28 protein-coding genes and 1 tRNA gene are annotated in these 24,243 nt (G+C 69.5%); 17 read left to right on the top strand and 12 right to left on the bottom strand.

Translation table 11 applies throughout. The annotated features are described in order from the left end of the window. Positions 1–310 precede the first annotated feature (310 nt). Both J7E88_RS13395 and J7E88_RS13390 read right to left on the bottom strand, forming a co-directional pair. Positions 311–844, bottom strand: a complete 534-nt coding sequence (locus J7E88_RS13395; RefSeq protein ID WP_215180516.1) for a GNAT family N-acetyltransferase — start codon at positions 842–844, stop codon at positions 311–313. A gap of 23 nt (positions 845–867) precedes the next feature. Then, on the bottom strand, positions 868–1,641 hold the full coding sequence (locus J7E88_RS13390) for a GntR family transcriptional regulator (protein ID WP_215180513.1): 774 nt from the start codon (positions 1,639–1,641) through the stop codon (positions 868–870). 165 nt (positions 1,642–1,806) lie between these two features. Between J7E88_RS13390 and J7E88_RS13385 the strand changes: the two genes are divergently transcribed. From J7E88_RS13385 to J7E88_RS13330, 12 genes are all read left to right on the top strand, one after another. Next, positions 1,807–2,148, top strand: a complete 342-nt coding sequence (locus J7E88_RS13385) for a hypothetical protein (RefSeq protein ID WP_215180512.1) — start codon at positions 1,807–1,809, stop codon at positions 2,146–2,148. Between the two features lie 8 nt (positions 2,149–2,156). Further along, positions 2,157–3,512: an FtsK/SpoIIIE domain-containing protein gene (locus J7E88_RS13380; protein ID WP_215181479.1), complete on the top strand. Its 1,356-nt coding sequence runs from the start codon at positions 2,157–2,159 to the stop codon at positions 3,510–3,512. 81 nt (positions 3,513–3,593) lie between these two features. After that, on the top strand, positions 3,594–3,776 hold the full coding sequence (locus J7E88_RS13375) for a hypothetical protein (RefSeq protein WP_215180511.1): 183 nt from the start codon (positions 3,594–3,596) through the stop codon (positions 3,774–3,776). A gap of 79 nt (positions 3,777–3,855) precedes the next feature. Next, entirely contained in the window at positions 3,856–4,539 is a 684-nt protein-coding gene (locus J7E88_RS13370; protein WP_215180509.1) for a DUF2637 domain-containing protein, read from the top strand. A gap of 6 nt (positions 4,540–4,545) precedes the next feature. Next, positions 4,546–4,740, top strand: coding sequence for a hypothetical protein (locus J7E88_RS13365; protein WP_215180507.1), 195 nt, complete (start codon positions 4,546–4,548; stop codon positions 4,738–4,740). A 24-nt stretch (positions 4,741–4,764) separates the two neighbouring features. Next, positions 4,765–5,073 carry a hypothetical protein gene (locus J7E88_RS13360; protein ID WP_215180505.1) on the top strand — a complete coding sequence of 103 codons (309 nt, stop codon included), beginning with the start codon at positions 4,765–4,767 and terminating at the stop codon, positions 5,071–5,073. Positions 5,074–5,163: 90 nt separating this feature from the next. Further along, positions 5,164–5,400 carry a hypothetical protein gene (locus tag J7E88_RS13355; RefSeq protein WP_215181593.1) on the top strand — a complete coding sequence of 79 codons (237 nt, stop codon included), beginning with the start codon at positions 5,164–5,166 and terminating at the stop codon, positions 5,398–5,400. Next, on the top strand, positions 5,397–6,908 hold the full coding sequence (locus tag J7E88_RS13350; protein ID WP_215180503.1) for a DNA cytosine methyltransferase: 1,512 nt from the start codon (positions 5,397–5,399) through the stop codon (positions 6,906–6,908). The genes J7E88_RS13355 and J7E88_RS13350 overlap by 4 nt, the downstream gene beginning before the upstream one ends. Continuing rightward, a complete protein-coding gene (locus tag J7E88_RS13345) occupies positions 6,908–7,345 on the top strand; it encodes an ASCH domain-containing protein (RefSeq protein WP_215180501.1) in 438 nt (145 codons plus the stop codon). The genes J7E88_RS13350 and J7E88_RS13345 overlap by 1 nt, the downstream gene beginning before the upstream one ends. Next, positions 7,338–8,705, top strand: coding sequence for a replication initiator protein RepSA (repSA, locus tag J7E88_RS13340; RefSeq protein ID WP_215180499.1), 1,368 nt, complete (start codon positions 7,338–7,340; stop codon positions 8,703–8,705). The genes J7E88_RS13345 and repSA overlap by 8 nt, the downstream gene beginning before the upstream one ends. Beyond that, on the top strand, positions 8,702–8,911 hold the full coding sequence (locus tag J7E88_RS13335) for an excisionase family DNA-binding protein (protein WP_215180497.1): 210 nt from the start codon (positions 8,702–8,704) through the stop codon (positions 8,909–8,911). The genes repSA and J7E88_RS13335 overlap by 4 nt, the downstream gene beginning before the upstream one ends. Next, on the top strand, positions 8,911–10,047 hold the full coding sequence (locus J7E88_RS13330; RefSeq protein ID WP_215180495.1) for a site-specific integrase: 1,137 nt from the start codon (positions 8,911–8,913) through the stop codon (positions 10,045–10,047). The genes J7E88_RS13335 and J7E88_RS13330 overlap by 1 nt, the downstream gene beginning before the upstream one ends. 100 nt (positions 10,048–10,147) lie before the next feature. Here the strand turns inward: J7E88_RS13330 and J7E88_RS13325 are convergent. Next, positions 10,148–10,222, bottom strand: a tRNA-Val gene (locus tag J7E88_RS13325). 186 nt (positions 10,223–10,408) lie between these two features. Between J7E88_RS13325 and J7E88_RS13320 the strand changes: the two genes are divergently transcribed. The 4 genes from J7E88_RS13320 to J7E88_RS13305 all read left to right on the top strand — a co-directional run bounded on the left by J7E88_RS13320 (position 10,409) and on the right by J7E88_RS13305 (position 13,599). After that, positions 10,409–11,197, top strand: coding sequence for a DUF4097 family beta strand repeat-containing protein (locus J7E88_RS13320; RefSeq protein WP_215180493.1), 789 nt, complete (start codon positions 10,409–10,411; stop codon positions 11,195–11,197). 75 nt (positions 11,198–11,272) lie between these two features. After that, positions 11,273–12,661: a hypothetical protein gene (locus J7E88_RS13315; RefSeq protein WP_215180491.1), complete on the top strand. Its 1,389-nt coding sequence runs from the start codon at positions 11,273–11,275 to the stop codon at positions 12,659–12,661. A gap of 113 nt (positions 12,662–12,774) precedes the next feature. Continuing rightward, a complete protein-coding gene (locus tag J7E88_RS13310; protein WP_215180489.1) occupies positions 12,775–13,365 on the top strand; it encodes a DUF4383 domain-containing protein in 591 nt (196 codons plus the stop codon). A 9-nt stretch (positions 13,366–13,374) separates the two neighbouring features. Then, positions 13,375–13,599: a zinc ribbon domain-containing protein gene (locus tag J7E88_RS13305; RefSeq protein WP_215180487.1), complete on the top strand. Its 225-nt coding sequence runs from the start codon at positions 13,375–13,377 to the stop codon at positions 13,597–13,599. A gap of 399 nt (positions 13,600–13,998) precedes the next feature. Here J7E88_RS13305 and J7E88_RS13300 read toward each other — a convergent pair whose 3' ends face one another. The 3 genes from J7E88_RS13300 to J7E88_RS13290 are packed head-to-tail and all read right to left on the bottom strand — an operon-like array spanning position 13,999 to position 18,421. Beyond that, entirely contained in the window at positions 13,999–14,802 is an 804-nt protein-coding gene (locus J7E88_RS13300) for an HAD family hydrolase (protein ID WP_215180485.1), read from the bottom strand. Further along, positions 14,799–17,258: a phosphoribosyltransferase gene (locus tag J7E88_RS13295; protein ID WP_215180483.1), complete on the bottom strand. Its 2,460-nt coding sequence runs from the start codon at positions 17,256–17,258 to the stop codon at positions 14,799–14,801. The genes J7E88_RS13300 and J7E88_RS13295 overlap by 4 nt, the downstream gene beginning before the upstream one ends. After that, positions 17,258–18,421 (bottom strand): HpcH/HpaI aldolase/citrate lyase family protein, encoded by a 1,164-nt coding sequence (locus J7E88_RS13290; protein WP_215180482.1) that lies wholly within the window; start codon positions 18,419–18,421, stop codon positions 17,258–17,260. The genes J7E88_RS13295 and J7E88_RS13290 overlap by 1 nt, the downstream gene beginning before the upstream one ends. A gap of 211 nt (positions 18,422–18,632) precedes the next feature. On the opposite strand from J7E88_RS13290, the gene J7E88_RS13285 reads away from it, so the two are divergent. After that, positions 18,633–19,463, top strand: a complete 831-nt coding sequence (locus tag J7E88_RS13285) for a TerD family protein (protein WP_215180480.1) — start codon at positions 18,633–18,635, stop codon at positions 19,461–19,463. 52 nt (positions 19,464–19,515) lie between these two features. Here the strand turns inward: J7E88_RS13285 and J7E88_RS13280 are convergent, their stop codons facing one another. The 6 genes from J7E88_RS13280 to J7E88_RS13255 all read right to left on the bottom strand — a co-directional run bounded on the left by J7E88_RS13280 (position 19,516) and on the right by J7E88_RS13255 (position 24,023). Beyond that, a complete protein-coding gene (locus J7E88_RS13280; RefSeq protein ID WP_215180478.1) occupies positions 19,516–20,253 on the bottom strand; it encodes a Tellurium resistance in 738 nt (245 codons plus the stop codon). 110 nt (positions 20,254–20,363) lie between these two features. Next, complete coding sequence (locus J7E88_RS13275) at positions 20,364–21,512, bottom strand: DUF475 domain-containing protein (RefSeq protein ID WP_215180476.1); 1,149 nt, start codon at positions 21,510–21,512, stop codon at positions 20,364–20,366. Positions 21,513–21,583: 71 nt separating this feature from the next. Continuing rightward, complete coding sequence (locus J7E88_RS13270; protein ID WP_215180474.1) at positions 21,584–22,159, bottom strand: TerD family protein; 576 nt, start codon at positions 22,157–22,159, stop codon at positions 21,584–21,586. A 93-nt stretch (positions 22,160–22,252) separates the two neighbouring features. Next, positions 22,253–22,828: a TerD family protein gene (locus J7E88_RS13265; protein ID WP_215180472.1), complete on the bottom strand. Its 576-nt coding sequence runs from the start codon at positions 22,826–22,828 to the stop codon at positions 22,253–22,255. A 159-nt stretch (positions 22,829–22,987) separates the two neighbouring features. After that, positions 22,988–23,446, bottom strand: coding sequence for a peroxiredoxin (locus J7E88_RS13260; protein WP_215180470.1), 459 nt, complete (start codon positions 23,444–23,446; stop codon positions 22,988–22,990). Between the two features lie 136 nt (positions 23,447–23,582). After that, positions 23,583–24,023, bottom strand: a complete 441-nt coding sequence (locus J7E88_RS13255; protein ID WP_215180468.1) for a DUF3052 domain-containing protein — start codon at positions 24,021–24,023, stop codon at positions 23,583–23,585. Positions 24,024–24,243 lie beyond the last annotated feature (220 nt).

Here is a 24,243-nt window from a genome sequence, read left to right as displayed (position 1 = left end):
CTGATCAGACTGCTACCGCAGTTCAGGAGGCCGGGAATGCAGACGTTCGATGCGTCAAATGTGGTGTTCTCCCGAGCGTTTGTCTCTTCCCCCGGGCCTGGTGCGCTGGTGTCTTTGTCGTCTGCTGGGGGCCACTCGGGCGCATGGCGGCATGGGAGAGAGCCGGCCCGTGTGGCTGGGCTGCGTGTGGGGGCTGGGGTGGCAACGATCCTTGCTCGCTGCCCGAACGCCGGTCGGGCAGCGAGCGCAGCGAGCCTTGATGACGTAGGGAAACTCTGTCCGCGCTGCCGCTGATTGCTCGCGCTGCTGGTCAGTCGGTGGGTGCGACGAAGCAGAGAGCGGATGTCTGTTGGCCGTCGCCGTAGGTGTGGATGGTGCTTCCGATGATCTGGCAGCCGAGCCGCTCATAGAGGCGGATCGCGGCAGCGTCCTTGGTCATGACATCGCCGACGAGGGCGAGGTTACGCCTTTGGGCGTACGAGGCGGCTTCCCGGGTGAGACCTTCACCGACAGCCTTCCGTCGCGCCTGTGGCAATACGAAGAGCCTTGCAAGGACGCCGACTTGATCCTCTGATACCTGGGCCTGCTTCAGGTAAAGCGAGACGGCTTCTTCGCCCTGCGGCCGGCTGACCGCGACATGGCCGACGACTTGTCCCGCCATCTCGGCTACCCACGCTTCGAGCAGCCCCGGCGGACTCAGCCATCCCTGAGGGTCGTCCACACCCTCTACGGGGTAACCGTCGGCGGCATGAACTGTCACGAGCCCGGCGGCAGCGGCGGGGAGATCCTCGTCAGTGCGAGTCCGGATGATCACGTTCGGCTCGGTTGTTGCGTCAGCATTCACGGCGAACTCCTATGCTCGACTTCTCATTCGACCGGGACGTTGTAACTGAGTCCGTTCATGTCGGCACGCATCACGAACCTGGTCACCTCGTAAGGTTCGCCGTCCTGGTCGATGCTGGTATGCATCAACTCGATGACGGGCACGCCGGGAGACAGGCTCAGGCGTCCGACTTCCTCCGGTGTGGGCATGCGTGCCGTGATCTCATCGTTGATACGGGCCATCACGTGGCCCTTGTCCTCGAAGATCCCGTGGATTCCGTACTGGTGAGGGACCTCCACTTGAAGGAGGTCCGTTCCCTGCGCGATGCGCCATGGGATCCACGTCGTCACGCGATAGACCGGGTCTGCATCCGCGTAGAACACATTCTCTCGACGCACTACGGACTTGGTCTTGTCGGAGACCTTGAGCTGGTCCGCTAGGGCCTTGTCCGGCTTGATGCGCTCGATGCTGAGGACTTCGAACTTTCCTACCTTGCCCTGCTTCGCGCACTCCACAAGGAACGGCGACAGTCCTGATTCGCGGTACTTCGGTGAGTATCTATCGCTGCCCAGGCGAATGAGGGGCTGCTTCACGCGAACGAACACGCCCCGACCATGCTCAGCGACCACCAGCCCTTCTTGGGCAAGGATCTTCAGGGCTTCGTCGACTGTGTTGCGGACGGCCCCGAACCGCTCCGCAAGCTTGCGCTGGGACGGGAGCTTCGCTCCGGGCACATGCTGCCCGCTTTCGATCTCATTGCGAAGTTGATCCGCAATCCGTCGACTCAGCGGCCTTCGATCTTCGGCCTGGTCGCTCATCGCTACCTCTCCTAGTGGCTGGCGCCAGTTTACGCCCTGGCTTGAGCCAGTTCCACGAAGAGGGTTGACGCAACTGGCTTGAGCCAGTTCTACTGGTGCAAGCCAGTTCAACTGGCGTGCGCCACTTGCCAGTTGGATCAACCCTCCGAGCAAGGAGTAAGACTCATGCGCAGGATCCCCGTGAAGACCGAAGCCATGACGGTGATGTTGATCCAGGCTCCGGAGAAGAAGGTCAAGAACCGGGAGACCGGTGAGGTCGCGGTCGACAAGACGGGCAAGGTGCAGTTCAACGTGAATGTGGCCGTGGTCGTGGATGGTCGGCCGGACGCTGTGACCGTCGTGGTGACCGAGGACGGTGTGCAGCCGGACCTGTTCCCTGGTATGCCGGTGGCGCTGCCGGGTCTGGTGGCCACTCCGTGGGAGAACGACTTCGGGCACGGCATCAGCTTCAAGGCGACCGCGGTGATGGCCGCGCAGGTTCCGGCGGCTGCGAACGGCAAGGGCTGATCGCCGTGATGGAACTGCTGCTGCTCATAGGCGCGTTAGCCGTCTTTGCGCTGATCGTTCGGGTCAAGGCTCCGGCCGTGTACTGGGTGCTGTTCGGTCTTCCGGCCGCGCTCTACCGGATCCTCTCCTCTTACCGTCCGACGATGGAGGCGTGTGAGCTGACGGTGGCTCCGCCGTGGTGGAAGGTCTTCGCCAAGAAGCTGTCCGCCGGTGAGCAGCCAGCCCGCCCTGGTGTTCCGAAGTTGCGGGGGATGCGCCCGACCCGCACCGGTCTGGTGCTGCGCCTGCGGCTGGCTGCGGGCCTGGCCCCGGACGATGTGGTCAAGTCGGCTGAGCGGCTGCGGCACGCGTGGGGTGTGTACTCGGTGCACGTCTTCGAGATCAGGCCGGGTGTGGTCGATCTGCGGATGACCGGCTTCGACATTCTCGACCGTGTGCGGATGCCGCGCCGTCTGGCTGCGGGGCCGCTGTCCGCGACGGTTGCGCTGCGGGAGGATGGCCGGCCGTATGTGCGTGACTATCAGGAGATCCCGCACGGGCTGACGCTGGGTGCGAACAAGTCGGGCAAGTCGATGCATCAACGCTGCCTGATCAAGGCTCTCGCGCCGCAGAGTGTCGCGCTGGTGGGCATCGACTGCAAGCGCGGTGTGGAACAGGGGCCGTTCGCCCCGCGGCTGTCGGCGTTGGCCATCACCCCTGATCAGGCCGAGGGGCTGCTGGACGCGCTGGTCGTCGAGATGGAGGACCGCTTCGACTTGCTGTGCCTGCATCAGGGCATCGCTCCGGGAACACCGCTGGAGGACATCACCTCCGACGTCTGGGGTCTGCCGAAGAAGCTGCGCCCGGTCCCGATCGTGGTCCTGATCGATGAGATCGCCGAACTGTTCCTGGTCGCCTCCAAGGCGGACACGGCACGCCGGGACCACATGGTCACGCAGCTGGTGCGGCTGGCTCAGCTGGCCCGCGCGGTCGGCATCTACCTGGAGGTGTGCGGGCAGCGCTTCGGCTCCGAGCTCGGCAAGGGCGCAACCGCGCTGCGTGCCCAGCTCACTGGCCGTGTGGTGCATCGCTGCAACGACAAGCAGACCGCCGAAATGGGTCTGGCGGACGTCAACGAACTCGCCGTCGCCGCTGCGACCAGCATCGCTCCGGAGCGGGCCGGTACCGCGATTGTCGGTGACTCCTCCGGCAACTGGACGCGCATCCGCACTCCGAAGACGTCGCTGGGTGAAGTCGCCGCGGTGTGCCGCGAGTTCGCGCACCTGACGCCCGACATTCCGGCCCTGGCCCCGTTCCGCCCGCCTACCGGCGTCCCGGCACCGGCCCCGGCTGCGACGCCTTCGATCGCGTCGGGCACTGCGTAGCCCCCATCGCTCCATCCGGTCGGCGTGACCATCTCGCGCCAGGTCCCTACCCCCGCCATGCCCGAAACGAGGAGGTCAGCCATGGCCCCACGCAAGGCGAGCACCACCAGCAAGGCAGCGAAGAGCAAGCCGTGTCCGGACTGCGCCACCGGTCAGGTCTCCGAGTCCTTCCAGGTCGGCGGTCGGCACAAGCGCGAAAGCAGTGACCGGCAGGAAGCCCTGTGCCTGACCTGCTTCGGCACCGGCCACGCACCCACCGACTGATCCCCGCCGGGTGCCGGGCGGCAGGACGTATGAGCCCCGCCCGGCACCTGGCCCCAACACCCCGAGGAGGTGAAGACCGGTGAGCCGCAAGATCCGTCTGGATGCCGTGCTGGTGCAAGCCGTGATCGCCGGTGCTCTGTCCTTCGCCCACCTGCATGACATCGCCGTCGCCGCGGGACAGGACGGCTGGAAAGCCTGGGCCTACCCGGTCTCCGTGGATCTGCTCCTGGTCGCCGCCTGGCGACGTCTGCGCATCCTCCGGGCTGCCGGTGAGCCCGCGCGTGCTGCATGGACTTGGTTCGCCGTCGCTCTCGCTGCCTCGCTCGGCGCGAATGTCGCCACCGCGGGACTGCTCGACCTGAACAACGTTCCTGCCTGGCTGCGGATCCTGGTGGCCGGCTGGCCCGCGCTCGCGTTCCTCGGCGGCACCCTGCTCGTCCACACCCCCGCACACCAGGCCACTGACACGACCCCGGCCCCGGCCCCAGCTGCCGAACCGGAGGCGGATGTCGCGCTCACCCTCGAGACACCCAGCGCCGCCGCGGTCCCGGCACCCGAGCCCGCGCCGGAGATCGATTCGATTCCGGCTCTGCCGCCCTCCGTCGCGGTGCCTGCCGCGCTCCTGGCGCATGCCCGGAAGGTTGCCGACGCGCACCGCACCGCCACCGGCGCTCCGATCGACCCGGACACCCTACGTGCCCGTCTCGGTGTGCCCGGCCCGATGGCCGATGCCCTCGCCCTCCAGCTCACCGGAAAGGACTGACCGGCTGTGAACGTCGAACTTCCGCTGATCTTCCTCGTGGCCATCTTCGGCTACTTCGGGATCAAGTTCATGCGCCCGCCAACCTGGCTGATCGTCGTGCTCCTCCTCGGCGGCTTCCTCCTCGCCGACACCTTCCTTGCCCCGGCGATCGAGTCCGGCACCAAGGCCGGAGTCGACTCCGTCAACGGCACCACCAAATAGCCCAGCCCGGAAGGGAGAACCGTCGTGATCCGCCCCGAGGACCAACTGCGCCACGGTCACATCCCGGCCGACCTGATTCCCCCGGGCACTGACCCGCGATCGGTCGTCATCGTCCACACCACGCCCCGCTCATGGACCGGCCCACTGGTCTTGATCCTCGTGGCCACGGTCGGCATCTGCGGCCTGGTCTACCTCACCACCATCGCCGTGCTGTCCCTGGTCCAAGTCGCCGCCACCACAGCGACAGCGATCAAGGCCGCGATTCCCACGCTGATCGGCGGTGGCGGCCTGATCACCCTCGCCCTGAAGGTGCCCAAAGCCCCGTCCAAGTGACCGGCCCCCGGAGCGGCTTCAACCGCCAAGTTTCGCCCGTTCCGGGAGCCGTGCCCCCACCCGATCTCACAACCGGAGGGAACTCCCATCATGACCCACCCCAAGCGCCCCGCAGCGACCGATCGGATCTGCCCGAACTGCGACGGCTTCCCGTCCGTCGCCATTACCCTCGGCGGCCGCAATCGCTCCGGACACCTGCGCACCATCACCGCGCACTGCCCGGCCTGCCACGGCACCGGCACCGCACCGCTCTGGCTCGTCACCACGCGCCGCCCGGCTGTCGGCCGGCTCGGTGTGACCTCCTCCGGGCGGGAGGCGGGCCGATGACGCGCCGTTCCGCCACTTCCCGCGCCACCTCGATCCATCTGTTCTGCGGTGCCGGCGGGGACTCCGACGGGTTCCGCCGTGCCGGGTTCGACGTGGTGCTTGGGGCCAACCACTGGGACCGCGCGGTCGAGACCCACGCGGCCAACTTCCCCGAGGCGGAACACCTCTGCGTGGACCTGGACCACTACGACATGCGGCGTCTGCCCAAGGCCCGCGTCCTGGTCGGTTCCCCGATCTGCACCGAGGGCAGCCCCGCAGACGGCATCAGCCGCCCCAAGCCCCCGCCCACCCCGGGACAACTCGACCTGCTGGAAGAAGGACCGATCCAGGACGCCGCATGGGAGCGGACCAGGGCCACCGCCTATGACATCCTGCGCGCTGCCGAGGTCCACAACTTCGACGCCGTCGTGTGCGAGAACGTCCCCCGCTTCGCCACCGCCTGGCCGCTGTTCTCCTGGTGGCTCCACGCCTGGGAGATCCTGGGCTTCCGCCACCAGATCGTCTCGGTCACCGCCGCCCACATCGGCGCCGACGACAACCCGCACGCCCCGCAGTGGCGGGACCGCATCTTCATCGTCTTCACCCGCCGCGAGATGCGGGCACCCAACCTCGATGTCCGCCCGCCTGCCTGGTGCCCGGCCTGCGAACGGGACGTATTAGCGGTCCAGTCCTGGCGCAACGGCCGGAAGATCGGCAAGTACCGGCAGCAGTACGACTTCCGCTGCCCCAACCCCGGCTGCCGTCACCGGATCGTCGAACCGTACGTACGCCCCGCCGCCAGCGCGATCAACTGGTCCGATCCCGGTATCCGCATCGGCGACCGGCCCGCCAAGGGAATGAAACCCCTGGCTGCCTCCACCCTGCGCAAGATCCGGCTCGGGCTGGAGAAGCACCGGGTACCGTCCGTGGTCACCGTCAACCACGCCGACCAGGGCGACGGCCGCGCCTTCCCGGCATGGGCCGCTCCTCTGCCCACCCGCACGGTACGGATCGGCGACGGGATCGCCATCCCGCCCCTGCTCGTCCCGACCGGCGGCAGCTGGAACACCGACGCCGCCGCCGTCACCGTGCCGATGCGCACCCGCACCACCCGCGAGAGCGAAGCCCTGCTGCTGCCCGCTCCGTTCATCACCGAGCACCGCGGCGGCGGCTCCACCACCCGGGGCATCAGTGACCCGCTCGCGGCGATCACTGCCGGAGGCAATCACCACGGGCTGGTCATCCCCTACCGCAAGGGCAGTCCGACCACGACCAGGACGCCGCTGCACACCATTGCCACCCGCGAGTCAGCCGGCTTAGTCCTCGGTGCCGACAGCACCCCCGAGCAGATCGACGTGGAGGACTGCTACTTCCGCATGCTGTCCGCCCGCGAGCACCTGCGCGCCCAGCGCTTCACCGACGACTACACCGTCCTGGGCCACGGGGGAGAGCAGACCAAGCAGGCCGGAAACGCCGTGCCCGCCAACGTCGCCCAATGGATCGCCTCCGCCCTGCTGGAGGTGCTCTGATGCCCCACTCCATCGAAACCGGTACCAGCCCTGTCCTGGCGCTGACGCTGCGACAGCCCTGGGCGAGCGCGATCGCCTACGGCACCAAGCGGATCGAGAACCGCACCTGGCCGACCGATCACCGCGGCCTGGTCCTCATCCACGCCGGCCGCACCACCGACCCGAACGCGAAAGACGCCCCGCTCGCGCGGCCGTTCCTGCGTCGCCCCTTCCCGCGGGGCGCGATCGTCGCCGTTGCCCGTCTGGACGACTGCCACACCGATGACGGCTGGTGCACCTTGTGGTCCGCCCCCGGACGCTGGCACTGGCGACTGACCGACGTGACCCCGCTCGCCGCGCCACTGTCCTGGCCCGGCTCACGCGGTCTGTGGACCCCGCCGCCCGGACTGCTCGCCTCCCCGCTACTGACCGAGGCTCTGGGGGCTGCCCGTGGCTGACACGCTCGATCCGACCACCCTGGGCGACCTGCTCAGGGTGGCCTCGGCCCCCGACTTCGACCGCTGGCAAGACCAGATCCGCAAGACAGGCGGATGCGCACAGCCCATCCACCTCACCGGCTGGTCCCTCACCCGCGACAAGAACACCGGGCGGGTCCTGCACACCTACTCCACCCAGGACGAGCCCGGCGGCCGGCTGCGCATCGCCTGCGGCAACCGCCGCGCCTCCCGCTGCCAGCCCTGCGCCTACCTCTACGCGGGCGACGCCTACCGCCTCGTGCGCGCGGGCCTCTCCGGCGACGAAGCCATGAACATCCCTGCCGCAGTGCGCGAGCGCCCCAGGGTCTTCGCCACCCTGACCGCCCCGTCCTTCGGCCGCGTGCACAATATCCCCGATGCTGGACGCTGCCGCTGCGGCACCCGCCACTCCGAGGACGATCCCGCCCTCGGCACGGCCCTCGACCCGAGTACGTACGACTACGCGGGCGCGGTCCTGTTCAACAACCACGCAGGCGAGTTGTGGCACCGGTTCGTCAACCGGCTCCGCCGCGAACTCGCCGCAACCGCCGGACTCACGCAGAAAGCATTCAAGGAGTCGGCCCGCCTGTCGTTCAACAAGGTCGCGGAGTTCCAAAAGCGGGGTGCGATCCACTTCCACGCCGTGATCCGCATCGACGGACCCGACGGGCCCGACAGCACGCCCCCGGCGTGGGCCACGCTCGACCTGCTCACCGAGGCGATCCACGAGGCTCGCAAGCACCCGTACACCACGGTGACCGTGCCCGCTGTCGACGACCAGCCCGCACGCACGCTGGGCTGGGGCGAGAAACTCGACGTCCGGCCCATCACGGCGTTCGACTCGGACGACATCACAGAGCAGAAGGTCGCCGCCTACGTCGCCAAGTACGCCACCAAGGCAGCCGAGACCACCGGCGCGCTCGACCGCCGCATCGGTGAACTCGCCGAACTCGACCAACACCGTGTACCCGACCACGCACGTCAGCTCATCCGCGCCTGCTGGGACCTCGATCCCCTCTACCCGGACCGCAAGCTCTGGGCCTGGGCACACATGCTCGGCTTCCGCGGCCACTTCCTCACCAAATCCCGCCGCTACTCCTCCACCTTCACCGAACGCCGCCAAGTCCGCGCCAACTACCGCGCAGCCGAACAACGCCGAACCCTCGGCCTGCCCGACCCCGACACCACACTCGTCCTCGCCGACTGGCGATACGCCGGACACGGCCACACCCCAGGCGAATCCGCCCTCGCCGCCTCCATCGCCGAAGACATCCGCATCAACCGAGAAACCGCCCGCGAAGCCCTGCAAGACCTACCGGCCCTGGAAGGAGCAACAGCATGAGAGACCGCCTGCTGACCGTGGGCCAGGCTGCCGAGATTCTGGGCACCACCGAGAGGTTCCCTCGGCGACTCATCGCCGAGCGCCGCATCGCCTTCGTGAAAGTCGGGCGTCATGTGCGCATCCCTGAGAGCGCGTTGGCAAGCTTCGTGGATGCGCACACGGTGCAGCCGATCACGACTCGCCCCCGCTTCAGGGCGGTGGCCTGATGGCGAACAGCAAGGGGAAGCGGCGCCGCTTCGGTGCAGTACGCAAGCTGCCGTCGGGACGCTTTCAGGCCCGATACCAGGGGCCGGACGGGCTGACGCGCTCGGCGCCCGAGACATTTGCTTCGCAGACCGACGCCGACCGGTGGCTCGTCCGTAAGGAAACCGAGATCCTCGACGGCCGGTGGAAGAACCCGGACGACAAGGTTCTCTTCGGGGTCTACGCCGACGCCTGGTTCAAAGAGCGCGACTACGCCGCGACCACCCGCGAGCGCAACGGCAGCGCGCTGCGGCTTCACATCCTGCCGACGTTCGCGGACGTGGTGCTTAGTGAGATCACGACGCCGCAGATCCGACGCTGGCGTGCCGGGCTGCTGGAGTCCGGTGTGGGTGAGCCGACGGTCGCCAAGGCGTATCAGGTTCTCCGCGCCATCATGAACACTGCGGTTGACGACGAGGTGATCCAGCGCAACCCCTGTCGGATCAAGGGCGCTGGGGCGGCCAAGACGGCGGAGCGACCGTTCCTCGACGTTTCCGAGGTCTTTCAGCTCGCCGAAGCGGTGCCGGCGCGCTTTCGGGTGCTCATCCTCCTGGCGGCGTTCACCGGCCTGCGGTTCGGGGAGCTGGCCGCGCTCCAGCGCCATGACATCGACCTCGAACGCCGAACCGTCGCTGTGCGGCGTGCGCTCGCGGAGACCCGCACAGACGGCATCCTGCTGAAGACACCCAAGAGCGCGGCCGGTGTGCGCACCGTGGCCTTCCCGGCCTCGCTGACGGCGGACCTGGCCGCTCATCTCGACGCGTACGCCGAGCCGGGCCGCACCGGGTTGGTGTTCACCGGGGCACGGGGCGGGCAGCTTCGCCGGAACAACTTCCGGCGCCTGTGGCTGCGGACCCTGGAGACGACCGGCCTCGGAGACGTGCACTTCCACGATCTGCGCCATACCGGGAACACCCTCGCCGCGACCGGCGGTGCCACGACACGCGAGCTGATGCAGCGCATGGGGCACTCCTCGGTGCGTGCCGCGCTGATCTACCAGCACCTCGTGAACGGCCGCGACCACGCCATCGCCGCGCACGTCGATGAGCAGATCAGGAAGGTCCGGCCGGCAGAGTCCGACGAGGCATCTGGCACGTAACTGGCACGACGCCTCTCCCCCGCCTCCGCGGCCGAGGAACGAACAAGGCCCAGGCTCCCGGTTCGGTACCGGTGGCCTGGGTCTTTCTCGTGCTTCCTACTGGTGGGCGCGGACGGTTTCGAACCGCCGACATCTGCTTTGTAAGAGCAGCGCTCTACCCCTGAGCTACGCACCCGTGGATGAGGCCACAGCCTACATTGCGCATACCCCCCACCTCCAAACCGTTCCCAGCCGGGGGCCGAGGACGTCGGCTGCCCGGAGGCTGGCCACGGCGGTGAGGCGGTGGGCTGCCGCATCGAAACCCGTACCGGTGCTCGTAGCTGGGCGGCTTCAGCCGGAGCCAGCTGGGGGAACGATCGCCATGGCCGTCAGCCGTCACCGCCGTCACCGCCTCGTGCCCGCCGCCGCAGTCGTCGTCGCCGTTCTCGGGGTCGGCGGGTGCGGGCGCGCCGACGCGCGGGAGGCTTCCGTGGAGCGGAAGGCGTTCGCGTTCAGTGGCACGGCGCTGACCGTCGACGCCGACGGCTCCGCCCTCGAGATCGTGCCCGACTGCATCGAGGACGTGCAGGTCACCCGGCAGATCGACGGGTGGGTGGTGCTCGGCAGCGGGCCCGAGGCGTCGTGGGTGACGCGGGACGGGACCCTGACCCTCGAGGTGGCGTGCGAGGCCGTCGCCTCCGACTGCGAGGCGCGGCACACCGTCAAGGTGCCCCGCGACGTCGCCGTCACCGTCGTCGACGACAAGGGGAGCGTCACCGCCGAGGGCTTCACGGCCGCCCTGAAGATCACCTCGGACAGCGGGAGCGTGCCCGTACGCGACTCCAGCGGGCCGCTCCGGCTCGCCTGCGACAACGGCAGGATCGTCGCCGAACGCATCACATCCAGGACCGTCACCGCCACCTCCGCCAACGGATCCGTACGGCTCGGCCTTACCGCCGTGCCGGACCGGGTCGAGACCGTGAGCGACAACGGTCGGATCCACATCGAGCTGCCCGCCTCCCGCGCGCCGTACGCCGTCAGTGCCGAGAGCGGCGATGCCGACGTCGGCAACGGCGACGTCGGCATCGCCGTGCCGACGGACGACGACAGTGCACCCATCGTCACGGCACGCAGTGACAACGGCGAAGTCGTGGTGCGCAGCGCGAACTAACAGGCCCGTGTGTTCGTCCTTCTGGTGGGAGTATTGACCGGAACGGGCACGGCGGACACGGCACGGGAGAGGCATGTGACGGCGAGACACGCGCGGCCGCACCGCAAGGCGCGAGCGAACGCCGTCCGGGGGGTGCGGGACACGCTCACGCTGATGCTCCTTCCGCTGCCGCTCCTCGCCGCCGCCCTGCCGGCCGCCGTCGCCGGGGGCGGGACGCGGCGCTGGTTCGGCGGGCGTGGCGAGAGCCAGCGCGCCGACGCGCAGGCCGCGAAGGACGCGGCCGCCGCCGCGTTCTACGAGCTGGACACGGCGCAGCGCGATCTGCGGATCTCGATCGAGACGATCAGCGCCGTGGACAGTTCGCCCGCCGCCCGCCACGCCGTGGACGACTTCGCCGCTCTGGGCCGCCGTATCGACGAGGTGAGCCACGCGTACATCACCGCCGTCGACGCGCACGATCTCGACCGGGACGATCTGGAGGCGTCGGTCGCCGCCCAGGCGCGTACGCAGCTCCACCGGGCCAAGGACGAGCTCGTACGGGTCAAGGGCGAACTGGACCGGTTCGCGCAGGGGCTCGGGCCGCTTCTCGACAAGGCGGAGACGCAGCTCGCCCGGCTCGCGCCCGCCGTGGAGCGGGCGCGACAGGCACTCCTCGGCGCGAGCAATGCTCTCGATTCGGTGCGCAGCTCCGGATTGAGAGCGGATGATCTTGCCGGTCGGCTCGCCGCCCTCGGCCCCGAGCTCACCAGGCTCAACGAGGGTGCCGGCCGGCACGGCGTCACCGAGACGCTGCACCGCGCGGACCGGGTGCTCCGCGACGCCGAGGCCGTACGGGCGGAGGCCGAGCGGCTGCCCGAGCGGGCCGCCGAGATCGACCGGCGCCTGGTGTCCCTGCGCACCCGCGCCCAGGCCCTGAGCAATCGCGCCGGTGGTGTCGAGCCCGTCCTCAGCGAGCTGCGCCGCCGTTTCACGGCGGCGTGCTGGCAGGACCTGCAGCCCGTTCCGGAGCAGGCCGCGGTCGGCGTGCGCCGGGCGGAGGAGAAGCTGAAGGAGGCCGGGAAGGCGCGCGAGGAGCAGCGCTGGCCCGACGCCACCGCTCTGCTCAGCACGGTCCGGGCGCTGCTGAACGCCACCGACGAGGCCGTCTCCGCGGCCGGCGGCCGGCTCCAGCGGCTCAATGCCGTCGCCAAAGATCCGCAGCAGGAGATCGAACGGACCCGGTTCGCCATCCGTGATGCCCAGCGGCTCGCCATGGCCGGTCGCAGCACCCCCGACCCGCGTCATGCCCGCCCCCTGGACGACTCCGTCGCGCGCCTGCAGCGGGCGGTCACCGGGCTGGAGGGCCGACACCCCGACTACTGGCACTTCCTGCAGGAGACGGAGGCGGTGCGGCGTACGGTCGCGCGCGTGGTCGAGCAGATCCGCGAGGAGCGTGGCGGCGGCGCCCCCGGCCGGCGCCCCTGAACACCGAGGGCGTCACGCACGCACACGCGCCGGCGCCGAGCCCGGGCTTGTAGCGCCCGCGCGTGCGGCGGATCCTGAAAGCCGGAGTACGCGTACGTACGAAGGAGGCCGTGATGGCCGGACACGTACCGCATACGAGAGCCGGAGCCCGGGCCCGCCGGCGCACCCGCATCACCCTCGACGAGCATCTGCCCATCGACCACCGCCTGAGCCGCTTCTACCGCATCGGCGCCGGTCTCATGGGTCTGCTGCTGGTCGCCTTCGGCGTGCTGGGGCTGATCGACCGGATCGGCTTCTTCGACACCCGCGGGGACACCGTCGCCGGTCTGAACACCAACGGCGCGCTGAGCGTCCTGTCCATCGGCGTCGGGCTGCTGCTCTTCGTCGGCATGGTCATCGGCGGCAATTTCGCCTCGACCCTCAACATGGTCCTCGGCGTGCTCTTCATCGCCAGTGGATTCGTGAACCTCGCCCTGCTGGACCGCAGTTTCAACCCGCTCGCCTTCCGCATCCAGAATGTGCTGTTCAGCTTCGTGGTGGGCGTGATGCTGATGTTCTTCGGGATGTACGGCAGAGTCAGCGCGACCCTGCCCCACGACAACCCGTACTGGAAGGCCCGCCACCCGGAGGAGGCCGCACGCGAGCAGCGTGCCCGGCGGCGGCGTGAATACGCGGCCCGGCAGCCGCTGCCGCCGCCCCGGTAGCCTGAGCGCATGCCACGTTACGAATTCCGCTGCCGGTCCTGCGACGACACGTTCGAAGTGAGCCGGCCGATGGCCGAATCGTCCGCGCCCGCGAGCTGTCCGGCCGGGCACGACGACACCGTGAAGCTGCTGTCCGCCGTCGCGGTGGGCGGCACGAGCTCCGCGGGCCCGGCGCCGAGCGCCGGTGGCGGCGGCGGTGGCGGTGGGTGCTGCGGCGGAGGCTGCTGCGGCTGACGCCCGCTGCGACCCGGCCCGGCTGGAAGCCCAGGTACCGCGGCACCGTCAGCACCCGACGGGGAGTACCCGACCGCCCCGGTCAGGTCCCGCTCGTCGAAGACCGCGTCAATGAGTTCCTCGACCGCGCTCTGCGACACGTGCAGGCACCGGTGACGGCCGCGTTCGTGCGTTGCTGCGCCATCCCCGAGAGCACGTCCCGCTCCCGAGGCGCGAGCCGTGCCGGCGCGTCGTGCGCTGCGCGAGAACTGGGCGGACGTCACGCGCCGCGTGTCGGCCCCTTCGTAGGTGCTTGCCAGGGGTGACGCCGCCGGCGGTCCGCGCGGTGCGGCCGGAGGCCGGGGGCGGGGGCCGGGGGCGTGCAGGAGTGACGTTCCCCTTGCGCGCCCCCGCACCCGATCACGCCTCTGCCGCGCCGAAGCGGCGGAGGATCTCCTCGCCCGCCGCCACGCCCACGTGGGGAAGCGTCTCCACGTGGGGGGCCGTCCAGCCCGCCTCGGCCAGTTCGCCGTGGGAGGGGCGCCAGGCCCGGTCCGCGCACATCAGCAGGTCCGCGTCGAGCAGGGAGTCACCCGCGGCCAGGGTCAGGCCGGCTCCGGTGCGGCGGGCCACCTCGCGGACCGCCGCACTCTTGGTGAGCGGCTCGGGGACCGCGTAGATCTTGCGGCCCTGGAGGGACACGGACCAGCCCCGTTCCTCCGCCCAGCCGCTCAGGTCCTTGACCCAGCTCTCGGGCAGCAGCGCGCGCTCGACGACGAGATACGCGAACAGGTCCTCGGCGACCCTTTCCTTGCGGAGCCAGGTCGGGTCGGACACGGCCGACAGGTGGGCACGGATCTCGGCCAGCGGCGCGCATGCGTCGGCGAGCCGGGCGGTGACGTGCTGGTGCCAGTCGTGGTCGGTGACGCCGTCGACGAGCAGATGCCCGCCGTTGGCGCAGATCGCGTACCGTGGCGCGGCGCCGGGGAGGCTGATGCGCTGGTACTGCTTGCGGGTGCGGGTGGTCGTGGGGACGAAGACGGCGGCCTCGGTGAGGCGGGCCAGGAGATCTGCCGCCGTCTCGGTCATGTACGACAGGGGCTTGCGCTCGTGCACCTCGACGCAGAGCAGCCGGGGCGCCTGCGCGTCGGGCATGGACAGCGCGAGGGCCGCGGTGGAGTAGATCAGCGTACGGTCGAGGTCGCTGGCGACGAGCACGGTCATGAGGACACCGCCCTGCCGTCGGCGCCGGTGGCGCCCCGCGTGTACTGGGGGTGGATCAATCCCACGCATGTGTAAGGGAGTTCGTCGACCTCCTCGACGGGTACGCCTCTCTGCTCGGCGAGCAGCCGTACGTGGTCGAGGTCGGCGCCCGCGCCGCGCTTGGCGAGGATCTTCCACGGGACGCGGCGCAGCAGGACACGCGTGGTCTCGCCGACACCCGGCTTGACCAGGTTCACGTCGTGGATGCCGTACTCCTCGCTGATCCGCTCGACGGCGGCCCAGCCCTCCCAGGTGGGCGCGCGGTCGGCGGCCAGCAGTTCCTTGACGTCGGTGTGCACCGCGTCGGCCACCTCGTCGAAGCGGGCGGCGACGGTGTCGAGGAAGTGTCCGGAGACGTCGGCGGAGGCCAGTTCGCGGTAGAACTTCGCGCCGTGGAAGTCGTCCGGTCCCACCAGGTCCGTGCGGAGCACGGTGCGGGATATGAGGCCGGAGACGGTGGAGTTGAGGCAGGCGGAGGGGATGAGGAAGTCCTCGCGGGTGCCGTAGGTGCGCACACAGCCGCCGGGGTCGGCGAGCACCGCGATCTCGGGGTCGAAGCCGTCGAACGCGCGCAGTGCCTCGGCCAGTTCCCGGGTGATGGCGCCCTTGCCGGTCCAGCCGTCGACGAAGACGATGTCGGCGGGGTCGTGGTGGGCGGCGAGCCAGCGCAGCGCGTTGGCGTCGATGCCGCGGCCGCGCACGATGGACACGGCGTAGTGCGGGAGTTCGAGGCCGTGCCGGTGCTGGGCCCAGCGGCGCATCAGTACGCCGACGGGTGTGCCGGCGCGGGCGAGGGAGACCAGGACCGGGCGGGGCGACCGCTCGGCGAGGACGATCTCGGTGACGGCGCCGACCGCCCGCGCGATCCGGGCGGCGGACGTCTCGAGCGCGGCCTTGAACAGCGCCTGGTACTGCTCGCTCGGCTGGTACTCCACCGGCAGCGACTCCGCGTAGTGCGCGCCGCCGCTCTGGATGGCCTCTTCGCGCTCCTCGGTGGGCGCTTCCAGCTCGACGTCCGACAGGTCCTGGAGCAGCCAGCCGACCTCCTCGGGGGCGTAGGAGGAGAAGTCGGGTCCGCGGAGCGGCTCGGGCAGCATGGAGGCCCTTTCGGGTGCCGGGGTTGCCGGGAGTATCGGGGGTGCCGGGGGGACGTAGGAGGGGACCACGGCGAGCAGCACGTGCGGTGTGTGGTCCGCGAGCCGGGCGAGCAGGCCGTCGGGGCCGTGCAGTTCGGCGGTGTCGGCGGTGGAGTCGACCACCACGACGACGGCGTCGAAGCCGCCGCCCGCGACGTTGTAGGCGTAGCGCTCGCCCGGGCCGTCGGCGGGGTCGTCGTGGGCGGGGAAGACGAGCCGGGTACGTATGGCATAGCCGGGGTCGTCGACGGCGAGGACGGGTGAGCGGGTGGTGGTGGAGTAGTACACCTCCGCCTCGGTCCGCCGGTCCAGTGCGACGCCGATCCGCAGCGGCGCGTACATCAGCTCCTCGAAGCCGAGGACGAGCACGCGGCGGTCCTGCGCGGTCGCTTCGCCGAGCGTGTCGGCGATCCGTTCCGCCATGGCGGGGAGCGCGGCCTCCAGGGCGCGGCGGTGCTCGGGCGTGAAGCCGTGGCGCCCGCCGTCGGGCACGCCCGCCGGCCAGTCGAGGTCGACCCGGGTGCGGCGGCCGGCGGGCGTCGGGGCCGGGGCGTGCGCCGTGGGCTCGTGCTCGGCGACGAGCGCCTGTCCCTTCTCCAGGACGCCCTCCGGCAGGCGTACGGTGCCCGAGGCGAGGGACACGAGGTCGACGCGCGCGCCGATCTCGTCGGCGAAGGCGGTGAACCGCTGCCGGTCCTGCTCGGCACGCATGTCGACGAGCGCGACGATCACATACCGCTTGCGCGGGAAGCGCTCGTGCAGGTCGCGGATGGTGTTGAGCACGGTGTTGCCGGTGGAGAACTCGTCGTCGACGAGGATCAGCGGCCCCTCGCCCGCCAGCAGCCGGGGGTCCTCGGGAAGCAGCAGGTGCGTCGTGGCGTGCGAGTGGGACTCCTCGAAGCCTCCGGCGCGGGCGACGCCGTCGACCGGTCGGCGGGTGGAGTGCAGATAGGGGGCGAGGGCCACGCCGTCCGCGACGGAGTGGCCGAGACCGGTCGCGGTCTCCGCGTAGCCGAGGACGACCGCGCTGCGCGCCGCGGCGTCGCCGAGCAGTTCGCGCACGCGGCGGCCGAGGTCGTAGCCGCACTGCCAGACCACCCAGGGGCGCTGCGGCACATGCTTGCCCAGCACGTTGGACACCAGCAGGTGGGACCGCTTGGGGTTGCGGCGCAGGGCGAGGCCCAGCAGCTCGGGAAGCCGTTCGTCACCGTCGAGTCCGACTCCGAGCCGTTTCGCGACCCAGCTTCCCGACCACTCCACGCTGTCCGTCTCCTTTGTCATCAGTCGGCGATGCCCGCCCGCAGCAGGTCCACGAAGCCGATGTCCTCTTTGGCGACGCCGAAGACCTCGGCGCGCTGGAGGGTCCGCTCCGCCCAGGCGCGGTGCGGCTTCACCTCGTTCATCTTGTTCGTGTACGCGGAGCGCAGCACCCCGCCGCCACCGCGCTCGGGCCGCAGGATGTCCTGCGCGTCGCTGTACTCCTCGTGGCTGACCACCGACAGGGCGTGGACGGGCAGCACATGGGAGGGGTGGATGCAGGTCTTGCCGAGCAGCCCATTGGCGCGGTCGAGCTCGATCTCGCGCAGCAGGCCGTCCATGTCGTGCTCGATGAGCGCGGTGCGCAGCTCCTCGGCGCGCCCTTCGAGGAAGGGGCTGTGGCGCAGCTGGGGCTTGAACATGCGCTCCTGGGTGGGGAAGTACTCCCACACCGGGCCGGTGATCGTGAAGCCGGTCCCGTCGGAGCGGCCGAGCACATTGACCACGTCGGCGATCACGGAGGTGACGATCCGGACGTCGTACGCCGTCATGTCGGGCGAGCGACGCAGCCCGTAGGCGGAGCAGAAGTCGGTGACTCCGAGGCGCAGGGCGAGGACGCGCTCGCGGTACTTGTCGACGGTGCGGGCGATGCCGGTGAGCGTCTCGGTCCTGGTCTCCAGGTACAGCAGCTCGGGCGACTCCAGGACGGGCATGGCGAACAGCCGCCGGCCGCCGACGGCCTCGGCGGTGGTGAGCGCCTCCAGGAACGGCACGCCGCGTTCCTCGGTGAACTTGGGCAGTACGAATCCGGACAGCAGCCGTCCCGCGGGCCCCAGACGCTTCACGAGGTCGGGAATCTGTTCCGGGTGGCGGACCCGGATGAACAGCAGGGGCAGTTCGCCGCCGCGTGCGTCGAGGTCGGCGAACTGGCGGACGAGGTTGTCCTCGGCCGGCTCCACATCGGCATCGCCGATGGAGTCCTCCAGGCACAGCACCATCGACACGACGCCGCGCCCGGCCTGCTTGACCACGTCGTCGGCGAGCCGGGGACGGGTGGCCGGGCTGTAGAGCGTGGCACCGAGGGCGGCGGCGAGCATCCTGGCCGGGGAGCCGGCGTCGAACTCGCTCGGCTGCCGGTGGAACAGCCTGTCCTGGGTCGCGGGCGGGATGTGCCCGAAGTGACGCATTCATATCCCCCGTACTGCCTCGACGGCCCCGACAACATATGGCCGGTAATAGTACGTAGGGGCGGGTGTCAAGAGTTCCCCATGTGCATGAAATCCAGGTAACTCGTCCACATCGCACCCATGTCGCCCGACCTGCCGGACACCGGCGCGCCGGGGTCCGGACGGGGACCCGCGTTGTCCCCGGCCCCCTGGGCCAGGCAGGATGACGGGCATGACGCACGCGATGCTGAAGGGCTCGAACGTCCCTCTCGATGCCACGGCCGTACGGGCCGTGCTGCGCTGGACCCCGGGCGCCCAGGTCCCCGATGTGGACGCATCGGCACTGCTGCTCGGCCCGAACGGCCGTGTGCGCTCCGACGAGGACTTCGTCTTCTACAACCAGCCGCGCCACCCTTCGGGCCTGGTGCGACGACTGCCGAAGCAGCGGATCGCCGAGCACCTGACGGACACCGTCGAGGCGGATCTGGGGGCATTGGACTCCTCCGTCGATCAGGTCGTGATCGCCGCCTCCTCGGACGGCGGCACCTTCGAGCATGTACGGGATCTGCGCATACTGCTCCACGACGCCGCCGTGCCCGGGGACGAGCCGCTGGCCGTGTTCGACGTGAAGCCGGAGACCGGCGAGGAGACGGCGATCATCTGCGGCGAACTGTACCGGCGCGGGGACGGCTGGAAGTTCCGCGCGGTGGCGCAGGGCTACCCGACCGGGCTCGTGGGGCTGGCGACCGCGTTCGGCATCTCGGTGGACGAGGCGGAGGCCGCCGCCGAGCCGTCCGGAGAGCCCGAGCCGCAGCCTCAGGCGGCCCCGCCCCTGCCCGCGCAGCCGGCTCCCGCTCCCGCCTACGGCTATCCGCAGTCGGACGCGACCCGGCCCGCGTACGGCTACCCGCACACGGCGCCGCCCGCCCCCCGGACCGTCCCGCCGGTGCCCCAGACCGCCCCACCCGCCTCGGGATACGGCTATCCGCAGCCTGTGGCCGCGCACATGCCCGACCCTGCCTTCCGGCTGCCTCCGATGGGCCCGCAGTTCCTGCGGCCCTGACCACGGGCCCTGTCCCGGGCCCTGTCCCGACGCGCCCGCAGGGCGCCCGCGCTCAGACCCGGCTCTTGTAGCCCCGGCCCCATTGCAGCCCCCAGCCATAAAGCCGGTCCAGCTCTGCCTGGAAGCCGTACACGAACTTCACCTCGCGGCGCACGGTCAGCTCTCCCTTGATGTTCTCCACGGAGAACACCGCGCAGGAGCGGGCCTGGGGGGCGCGCTCGTCGAGCTCTATCTCCACGCGCGGGCCGTTGCTCGGGTAGAGCGTGCAGTGTGCGTGGGTGCGGTCGAAGGCAGGCGTCTGGTCGTAGATGTAGACGAAGAAGAGCAGGCGCTTGATCTTGTCGCGGTGATCGAGGTTGACGAAGATCGTCTCGCCGGAGGGCGCGCCGAACCGGTCGTCGCCGCTGAGGCGTACGTACGGCGCCTCGTTCAGGCTGCCGAAGAAGCTGCCCAGCGGCTGCACCACGCCCTTGCTGCCATCCGTCAGCTCGTACAGACAGCCGAGGTCAAGGTCCACATTGACCACACCCTGGGTGTGGGCCTGGACCACATCGGGCTGGAAGAGCTTGAAGGGGTGGCGCAGCAACCGGCCGCTCTGGCGTGAGCGCCCCTCGATGTCGGAGGTGCGCATGCGCCAGGAGAGGTTGACCCGGAGATTGCCGGTGGCCGCGCCTTGTTTGGTGAGCGAGACCGTCGGGCGCCGTTTGGTCAGCTCTATCGAGTTCGTGGCGGCGCTGCCGGAATCGAACTGTGCCGCGCTCCCCCGAAACAGGTTGTCCCAGAAAGCCATGCCCCACCCCACACACTCGGTCCGTCGTCCCCGCCATGCCGCGGGGCGGTCACGAGGCTCGAGAACCTCGTGACCGCCCCGTTCAGAGCGTTCCCTCCTCGCGGAGGGTGTCACACCCCGGACGACACTCCGGCTTTGCCGTCCGAGGCGTCAGCTTTTCCCTCGGCCACCGCCTCGAGCGCCTTGTTGCGCCGGATCGAGGACCAGAAGGACGCGGCGATCAGGACCACGCCGATGAGGCCGGTGATGATCTCGCTGATCTCGTGCTGGATGGTGATGAGCAGGATGACGGCGAGGGCGCCGATCGCGTAGTGCGCGCCGTGCTCCAGGTAGACGTAGTCGTCCAGGGTGCCCTGGCGGACCAGGTAGACCGTGAGCGACCGGACGTACATGGCGCCGATGCCGAGGCCGAGCGCCATCCAGAAGATGTGGTTGGTGATGGCGAACGCGCCGATCACTCCGTCGAAGGAGAAGGATGCGTCCAGCACCTCGAGGTACAGGAAGAGGAAGAACGCGGCCTTGCCGGCCAGGCCGACGGCGGAGACCTGCTTGCCCTCGCGCTTGGCCTGTTCCTCTTCCTCGTGCTCGCGCTCCTCCTCTTCCTCGAGCTTGTCCTCGAAGTAGCCGGAGAGGCCGCCGACGACCAGGTACGTGATCAGGCCGGCGACGCCGGAGAGGAGCACGGTGGCCGACTTGTCGGCATGCCCTGTGCTGGTGTGCGCCTGGGTGGCGAAAGTGACCGCGGAGATCAGCAGGACGATGAGCGCGATGCAGACCGACAGCATGTCGACCTTGCCGAGCTTGGCCAGCGGCCGCTCCAGCCACGCGAGCCACTTGTGCTCACGCTCCTCGAACATGAAGTCAAGGAAGATCATCAGCAGGAACATACCGCCGAACGCGGCGATGGCGGCGTGCGCGTCCGTGACCAGGTCCTCGTACTGACCGGGCTGGTCCAGGGCGAGCTGGACCGCTTCGATCGGCCCGACCTTGGCGCTGATGGCGACGATCACGACGGGGAAGACCAGTCGCATACCGAAGACGGCGATCAGAATGCCGATCGTCAGGAAGATCTTCTGCCAGAAGGCGTTCATCTTCTTGAGGATTCCGGCATTGACGACCGCGTTGTCGAAGGACAGCGAGATCTCGAGGATCGACAGGATCAGTACGATCCCGAACGCCTCCCAGCCCCACTGCCAGGCGGCGAATGCGAGGCCGAGCGCCGTGACGGCGAACGACCAGCCGAAGGTTTTCAGAACCACTGGCTACCCAATCGTGTAATTGTCCCCCGGGCGATGCCTGAGGGAGGGTCTCCCCCGCGCCGCACGCGGCTTTACGAAACGTTGACCCCGAAGTCTAGAGCGATGCCCCTCAGCCCCGACGCGTACCCCTGGCCTACGGCCCGGAACTTCCACTCGACCCCGTACCGGTAGAGCTCCCCGAAGATCATCGCGGTCTCCGTGGAGGCGTCCTCACTGAGGTCGTAGCGCGCGAGCTCCTGGCCGTCGGCCTGGTTGACCACGCGGATGAAGGCGTTGCTGACCTGGCCGAAGGTCTGGCCGCGGTTGTCCGCGTCGTGGATGGAGACCGGGAAAACGATCTTGTCCACCGTGGCCGGCACCTTGGAGAGGTCCACCAGGAGCGACTCGTCGTCACCGTCGCCCTCGCCGGTGAGGTTGTCACCGGTGTGCTCGACGGAGCCGTCGGGGCTCGTGAGCTGGTTGTAGAAGATGAACCACTCGTCGCCGAGGACGCGTCCGTTCTGGCAGAGCAGGGCGCTGGCGTCGAGGTCGAAGGGCGCTCCGGTGGTGGAGCGTGCGTCCCAGCCGAGCCCGACGAGGACCTGGGTGAGATTGGGTGCGGCCTTGGAGAGGGAGACATTGCCTCCCTTGGCGAGCGTGACGCCCATGATGGTGAGTCCTCCCCTGGGTGTGCATGGTTGTGAGGCACGTCCGGCGCCGCACAGAAGGAGTGCGGCGCCGGACATGGGACGTGCGGTGGCTCAGACGTTGACACCGAAGTCCTGCGCGATGCCGCGCAGGCCGGAGGCGTAACCCTGGCCGATGGCACGGAACTTCCACTCCGGGCCGTTGCGGTAGAGCTCGCCGAAGACCATCGCGGTCTCCGTCGAGGCGTCCTCACTGAGGTCGTAGCGGGCGAGCTCGTTGCCGTCGGCCTGGTTGACGACGCGGATGAACGCGTTGCGCACCTGGCCGAAGGACTGCTGGCGGCCCTCGGCCTCGTAGATCGAGACCGGGAAGACGATCTTCTGGACGTCGGCGGGGACCCCGGCCAGGTTGACCTTGATCTGCTCGTCGTCGCCCTCGCCCTCACCGGTGAGGTTGTCACCGGTGTGCTCGACGGAGCCGTCCGGGCTCTTGAGGTTGTTGAAGAAGACGAAGTTGCCGTCGGCGGCGACCTTGCCCTCGGCGTTGGTCAGCAGGGCGCTGGCGTCGAGGTCGAAGTCGGTGCCGGTGGTGGTCCGGACATCCCAGCCCAGACCCACGGTGACCGCGGTCAGATTCGGCGCGGCCTTGGTCAGCGAGACGTTGCCGCCCTTGCTGAGGCTGACTCCCACGAGTCCCTCCATTGGTGTTCAGGGGCAGCGCCCCCGTCGTGCGTTGCTGTTGGGATCAACGAAAGGATCCTAGTGACCGGTTCCCGGCCGCTGCGCTATTTCCGGGCGATCCCAGGGAAACCCCTCAGGGCCGCGGCGCGGCGCACCGAGCGGTCCGGCTCAGAGAGCGTCGAGAGCCTTGACGTAGTCGTTCAGGTCGCGGGCGTCGGGCAGGCCGTTGACCACGGTCCAGCGCACGATGCCCTCCTTGTCGATGATGAAGGTGCCGCGCACGGCGCAGCCCTTCTCCTCGTCGAAGACGCCGTAGGCGCGCGAGGTGTCTCCGTGCGGCCAGAAGTCGGACAGCAGCGGGTACTCGAGACCCTCCTGCTCGGCGAAGACGCGCAGGGTGTGGATGGAGTCGCTGGAGACCGCGAGCAGCTGGGTGTCGTCGTTGACGAACGCCGGCAGCTCGTCGCGCAGGGCGCACAGCTCGCCCGTGCACACGCCGGTGAAGGCGAAGGGGTAGAAGAGGAGCACCACGTTCTTCTCACCGCGGAACTCGGAGAGCGTGACGGTGCGGCCGTGGTTGTCCTTGAGCGCGAACTCCGGAGCCTTGTCACCGACCTCGATGGCCATGGAAAACGCATCCCTTCTGTGAGCCGGTCAGGTGAACGCCCACCCTACGCAGAAGGCGTCCGCCACAGACAGACGCCCCATGCAGAAGGCCCCCGCCGACACAATGTCGGCGGGGGCCTCACGGCGGTTCGGCGGCTCAGCGCTTACCGGACTTGGCCCCCTTGGGGGTGACCAGCCGGCTGCCGCTCCAGTCCTTGCCGGCGTTGATGCTCTTGGTCTGCGACAGGCCCGCCGTCTGGGCGGCCTCGTTGATGTCGCTGGGCTCGACATAGCCTTCACGGCCGGTCTTGGGAGTCATCAGCCAGACGACCCCGCCCTCGTCGATCAGACCGATGGCGTCCACCAGTGCGTCCGTGAGGTCGCCGTCCTCGTCCCGGAACCACAGGACGACGACGTCGGCCACGTCGTCGTACTCCTCGTCGACGAGTTCCTGGCCGGTGACGGCCTCGATCCCTTCACGGAGCTCCTGCTCGACGTCGTCGTCGTAGCCGATCTCCTGGACCACCTGTCCGGGCTCGAACCCCAGCCTTGCCGCCGGGTTGGTCCGCTCCTCCGCGTGGTCCGCGGTCGCGCTCACGGCTTGCCTCCTGATCGTTTTCGGAAAATGCTTCGGCCGCGCGCGTACGCGTGGCATTGGCCGTAGTCCACACGGGCGGGACGGATCGCGCAAGTACCCGGCCGTACGGACCGCCGAAACGGTGACGTTTGCGGCCGTCTCGGCGCAACTCCAGGCAGCGTCCGATGACCTCTGCGTTAAGGAGGCCACACCTTTCGGCCACACTTGCGGCATATCTACC

The sequence above is a fragment of the Streptomyces sp. ISL-10 genome (genome assembly GCF_018614575.1).
Classification (GTDB): domain Bacteria; phylum Actinomycetota; class Actinomycetes; order Streptomycetales; family Streptomycetaceae; genus Streptomyces.
Note: the sequence above shows the minus strand (reverse complement) of the source record. Positions and strands in the feature narration are given on the sequence as shown.